The following is a 2,019-nucleotide window of genomic DNA, read 5'->3' as shown; positions in this document are numbered from 1 at the left end:
CGGCGATGCCGATTTGCTGATGCGCCGCGACGGGCGTGAATGGAGAGGGATAAACCCATGAAATTCAACGAATACCCCGACCAGGATATGTTGGCGATTGAAGTCGCCAATGAAATTGCGGGGGATCTGAAAACCCATTTGCTGACACATGAAGGGGCCTCATTTGCGGTCGCCGGCGGCACCACGCCGGGGATGATCTTTGACGACCTTTGCGCAGCCGACATTGAGTGGGACCGGGTACAGGTAATGGCCACTGATGAGCGTTGGGTGCCCGCAGACAGCCCGCGTTCCAATGCCAGCATGATCCGTGCACGGCTGCTGCAAAACCGGGCGGCTGCAGCGGATTTTTTGCCGTTTCATGTGCCGGATCGGCAGCCCGAAGAGGTGCTGGCGGAACTCGAAAGCCAGATCGTGCCGCAGTTGCCTCTCTCCGTCCTTCTCTTGGGCATGGGCGAGGACATGCACACGGCTTCGCTGTTTCCCGGCGCCGGCGGGATTGAAGATGCATTGGCCCCGGATGCGCCTGCGCTTATCGTGATGCGGCCTGACAGCCAGCCCGAAGCCCGCATCAGCCTGACAGCGCGGGTGCTTGATTCCGCCATAGCCAAACATTTGGTGATTTTCGGGGACGCCAAGCGCCGGGCGCTTGAACAGGCGCTGGCATTGCCGCCGGAAACCGCGCCAATCCAAGCCGTAATGTCCGAGGTAACCGTGCATTGGGCGCCTTGAATTCAGGAAAGATTGATATGTTCAAGGATTTGAAGTTGCTGCGTTCCCAGGAATGCGGCGAGAGTATTTCCGGGTTGTTTGAAAAAGATCCGAACCGCGCTGACGCGTTCAGCGTGCGGTTTGAAGCGCTTTTGTTCGACTACTCCAAGACGCAGATCACCGCCGAAGTGCGCGCGGCGCTGACGGCATTGTGCAGCCAGCAGAATTTAGCCGGGCGGCGGGATGCCATGTTTGAAGGCAAAGAGATCAATGAAACCGAGCAGCGCGCGGTGCTGCATACAGCGCTGCGGGATCCCGGCGGTCCTGAATTGTTCGTCGAGGGAGAGGACATCCGTGCTCCTCTGCGCGCGACGCTCGGGCGGATGGAGCGTTTGGCACGGCGTGTGCGCTCGGGCAAACTGGCAGGCCCCGGCGGCCCCTTTACCGATGTGGTGAACATTGGCATTGGCGGGTCTGACCTTGGGCCGGTTATGGCGGCGCTGGCGCTGGCACCGTATCACAACGGGCCGCGGTGCCATTTCGTGTCCAACGTCGACGGCGCGCATATTCACGACATCCTGCAACGGATTGATCCTAAAACAACTTTGGTGATCGTTGCCTCCAAGACTTTTACCACAGTCGAAACCATGACCAACGCCGCGACCGCGCGGCGATGGGTCGAGGCCGGCGGCGGTGAAGCTGCGCGCCAATTCCTGGCGCTGTCGACATCCGAAGAGGAAACCGCAGCCTTTGGCATCCCGCGGGAGCATGTGTTCGGGTTTGAGGATTGGGTCGGCGGGCGCTATTCGGTGTGGGGTCCGATCGGGCTGAGCCTGATGCTGGCGGTCGGGCCGGACCGCTTCCGTGAATTCCTGGCTGGCGGCAAGGCGATGGACGACCATTTCCGCACGGCCGACTGGGAACAGAACATGCCGGTGATGCTGGCTTTGACCGGCATTTGGCACAATCAGGTCTGCGGCCATCCGACCCGCGCCGTGCTGCCGTACGACCAACGGCTGCGGCGCCTGCCGGCCTATCTGCAGCAGCTGGAGATGGAATCAAACGGCAAGTCTGTTGCGATGGATGGCGCGCCTTTGCCGTATCCTTCAGGGCCTGTCGTATGGGGCGAGCCGGGCACCAACGGGCAGCATGCATTTTATCAGCTGCTGCATCAGGGCACGTCAGTCGTGCCTGCAGAATTCCTGGTTGCAGCCAAGGGGCATGAGCCGGAACTGGAGCCGCATCACCGGTTGCTGGTGGTCAACTGCCTGGCCCAGTCCGAAGCTCTGATGCGCGGGCGCAGCCTGGAGG

At 61.3% G+C, this 2,019-nt stretch carries 2 protein-coding genes; both read left to right on the top strand.

Annotated features, from left to right (window positions below):
- Positions 1 to 57 precede the first annotated feature (57 nt).
- Positions 58 to 729 carry a 6-phosphogluconolactonase gene (gene pgl, locus A2I95_RS33850; RefSeq protein ID WP_291736857.1) on the top strand — a complete coding sequence of 224 codons (672 nt, stop codon included), beginning with the start codon at positions 58 to 60 and terminating at the stop codon, positions 727 to 729.
- Positions 730 to 746: 17 nt separating this feature from the next.
- A partial coding sequence (pgi, locus tag A2I95_RS33845) for a glucose-6-phosphate isomerase (protein ID WP_291736856.1) occupies positions 747 to 2,019 on the top strand: 1,273 nt, incomplete at its 3' end.

Source organism: Leisingera sp. F5 (assembly GCF_001593695.1).
Note: the sequence above shows the minus strand (reverse complement) of the source record. Positions and strands in the feature narration are given on the sequence as shown.

Bases quoted from the DNA above. Each gene is read 5' to 3' on its own strand.
- pgl (WP_291736857.1), top strand. From the start codon at position 58: ATGAAATTCAACGAATACCCCGACCAGGATATGTTGGCGATTGAAGTC.